Raw genomic sequence first — 3264 nt, 5'->3', positions numbered from 1 at the left:
ACGTCACGCACCACCCGTGGTCCAGCCCGACCGCTCCCACGGGTCGCCGGGCTGCCGAGGCGCATCGTCGCCGCCCGATTCGATCTGCACATCCGGCGAGATCCCCCGCCGCCGGTCTCGACGCTTGTTCTTTTCGTCGTCCTTACCCTTGCCGGTCGCACCGCCCAGACCACCCGGCATGCCGGGCATGCCGGCGCCCGCACCGCCCGCGCGCGCACTCACCCCCTTCGCTCCCAGCTTCGAGGCGAGCTCCTCGCCCTGGAACGGCGAGCGGTCCAGCTTCTCCGCGGCGCTGAGCCCGGCGGCGCCGCCACCCGCCTTGCCCAGGCCCGCCGCATAGCTTTTCGGCCCGTCGGCGCCGAAAGGTACACCGGCAGAGTCGAATTCGCCACCCGGATCGGACGGCCCGCCGGGGACGGCGCCGCTGGGGCCCAGAGCGTACGCACCGAGCGGATCCGGAGCCCCGCTCGCGCCGCCGTAGGGCGAGAGGTCGGAGGTGGTGGGCGCAGTGCCGGAGGTGTCGCCGGACGGGTCCGGCTGGGAGCCGTTGAGTTCGTCCTTCTGCCCGAGCCCCGAACCGCCGGTGCCGCCACCGAGCGACCCGTCGCCGAGGCCCCCGGCACCGTTGTCCGATCCGCCGCCACCGGGATCACCACCCGAATGACCACCGCCGCCGGAATCACCACCGCCGCCGGTGTTGTAGTAATAGTTGTTCGGGCCGGTCGAGCCGCCGCCACCCGAATCGGGAATCGAACTCAGCGGGCCCGAGTACTTCCCCGGATCGCCGGAGGCGCTCTCGTCGACGTAGTTCTTCAGGATCCACTCGGCATAGAGGTCGTCGCCGGAGGCGAACGCCTGTCCCGCGGTCTGGATCGTCTCGCCGTAGTTGACCAGGATCTGCCCGAAGACCGGAATCGCCCCGGAGGCGTCGTTACCCGTGCTTGCGTTCCCGACCAGCGAATTCAACGCGGCCAGATAGCCCGAGGCGCCCTGCGAGAACTGCTCCCCGGTCTTGTCGTCGCCCCAGGGCTGGCCCAGGGCGGTGATGTTGTTGTGCAGTGAGGTGAGGGTGTCGAAGATTCCGCCCACCAATTCCGGCAGCGATGCCAGCTTCTTGCCATCGGCGATCAGGGCGTCGGGCCGGACCTCGACGACATGGGAGCCGCTGCCGAAGGTGGTCAGGGCCTCGTTGCCGCTGCCCGAGGCGCCGCTGCCACCGGAGTTGTCGCTACTCACGCGGCATACCACCCATCGCCCCACAGGGACTCCAGGCGTTCGAAGTACCTCACGTACTGAGGGCCGACGACATCGGTGGAGAAACGGGAGATCGCGTACTCGCGAATGCCCCGATAGTCCAGCTTGTCCACCGATTCGGCGGCATCGCAGAACTCGCGCAGCGTATGGCAGCGGAAGCCCTGCACACCCTGCTGCACGGTCTCGGTGAAAACACCCCAGTCCGTGGTGATCACCGGGGTTCCGCAGAGCATCGCCTCCGCGTGCACGCCACCGAACGGCTCCAGATACAGCGACGGCACGAATACTCCGCGGGCGCGGCTCATCAGCTCGCCGCGGCGCACATGATCGACCACGCCGGCATATTCGGCGACCTCCGGCGGCGGCGGCTGCCCCGCCCCGGCCACGACGAGTCTCGCGCCCAACCGCTTGCACGTGTCGATGGCGACCTGAATGCCCTTGGGCTCCACTAACCGTCCGATGAACAGGAAGTAGTCGTCCTTCTCCGCCGAGAACGGAAAGTCGTCCACCTCATAGTAATTCGGGATCACCGTGTCGTAGAACCGGCCGCGGGCGCTCATCACGCCGGGTACGGTGGTGCGCGATCCGTACACCGAGTGCATCCACGCGTAGCTCTCGAAGACCCGATAGTTGGCGAATACGCCGCTGTAGCCGATGCCGTACTCGACGGTCATCAGCTCCGGGAACGTCTGGGCGATGGGCTTCTGGCAGGTGCCGCCGAGAATGCAGATGAAGTCGCGGTCCCGCTTGCGCCGGGCGATCTCGGTGATGGCGCGATCGTTCGAGGCCACCCAGTGCGGGGCGCGCTGATCCCAGGTCATATTGGCCAGCTGCCGGTAGGGGTCGAAGTTGTCGAACCATTCGGCCTGCTCCTGCTTCGTCACGAGGGTGACGAATTCGGTGCACTCCGCGTCGTTCTCCTCGCCGCCGTACAGGAACACCTCGTGGCCCAGCCGCGTCATCATGGTCGCGAAGCGACGGTTCTTCTGCGTGTACGCGCACGGCTGGTAGTACTGGGTGGTCTGCGTATTGGGCTGGTTGACGACGTGGAATCGCAAGGCGGAGGCTCACATTCGGGAACAGAGGGACGAGGCGGGGCACGTCGGGATCAGCGGTCGATAATGGGGCGCACGGACAGTGGGTCCTCGCCGACGGCCTCCTCGAGATGTTCCTTACCGTCCAGATAGGGCGCGCGTTTGCGCTCCTTCTGCTGATTGCCCTGACCACCCTGACCGGCGCCCATGCCGCCGCCCATCGGATAGCCGCCCACCGGCCCAGCGGCGGTCTCCACCACGCCCGCCCGGGGGACGGCCGCCTCGGCGGCCACGTCCATTACGCCGCTCACGGCGGCGACACCGGCCGCGCGGGGGAACAGCCTGGACTCGTCGGGGGCTGCCATCACGGAGCTGCCGCCGCCCCCTCCCGCGCCGCCGCCACCGATACCCGCCGGGCGGGTGTCGAATCCGAACGGGTTGCCGCTGCCCCAGAGACCGCTCACGCCCGATGTCCTGGATCCGGATCCGGAGTGACCGGGCGAACCGGACGACGCGCCGAACGCGCCGGAAGCCATGGTCTGCAGCATGTTCTCGAGCGACGACAGTGCCCCCGAGGCGCCGCTGAACGGGCTGCCGACACCACTCTGGCCGAAGGACGAGTAACCGCTCAGGCCGGTGGAGCCCAGGGAGAGCCCCGAGCCCGAGGAGCCGCCGGAGCTGAAAGCGGCGGTCTTGGGGGACGTTCCGTTGCCGTGGTTGCCGCCGCTGCCGGTCCCGGTGCTGCCGCCTCCGGTGCTGTCGCTGCCGGATCCGCTGCCTTTGCCGCTGGTGCTTCCGCCGCCTCCGCCTCCGCCGCTGCCTCCGCTGCTGCTGCTTCCTCCGCCTCCGCCGCCTCCGCCTCCGCCTCCGCTGCTGCTTCCGGAGCCACTGCTGCTTCCGGAGCCACTGCTGCTGCCGCTGCTGCTTCCGGAGCCGGATCCGCTGCCGGATCCGCTGCCGGATCCGCTGCTGTTTC

3 protein-coding genes and 1 pseudogene are annotated in these 3264 nt (G+C 69.1%); 1 reads left to right on the top strand and 3 read right to left on the bottom strand.

What is annotated here, in order from left to right:
- Window positions 1-3: 3 nt before the first annotated feature.
- From KO481_RS25440 to KO481_RS25430, 3 genes are read right to left on the bottom strand one after another with little or no spacing between them, the layout of a single operon-like run.
- A complete protein-coding gene (locus KO481_RS25440) occupies window positions 4-1236 on the bottom strand; it encodes a hypothetical protein (protein WP_215920444.1) in 1233 nt (410 codons plus the stop codon).
- Entirely contained in the window at window positions 1233-2312 is a 1080-nt protein-coding gene (locus KO481_RS25435; protein WP_215920442.1) for a glycosyltransferase, read from the bottom strand. The genes KO481_RS25440 and KO481_RS25435 overlap by 4 nt, the downstream gene beginning before the upstream one ends.
- Before the next feature lie 50 nt (window positions 2313-2362).
- Entirely contained in the window at window positions 2363-2752 is a 390-nt protein-coding gene (locus KO481_RS25430; protein ID WP_215920441.1) for a hypothetical protein, read from the bottom strand.
- Between the two features lie 172 nt (window positions 2753-2924).
- Between KO481_RS25430 and KO481_RS25425 the strand changes: the two are divergent.
- Window positions 2925-3264 (top strand): annotated as a pseudogene (locus tag KO481_RS25425) (hypothetical protein); the annotation flags it as partial.

This window comes from Nocardia albiluteola (assembly GCF_018860155.1).
Lineage (GTDB): Bacteria > Actinomycetota > Actinomycetes > Mycobacteriales > Mycobacteriaceae > Nocardia > Nocardia albiluteola.
Note: the sequence above shows the minus strand (reverse complement) of the source record. Positions and strands in the feature narration are given on the sequence as shown.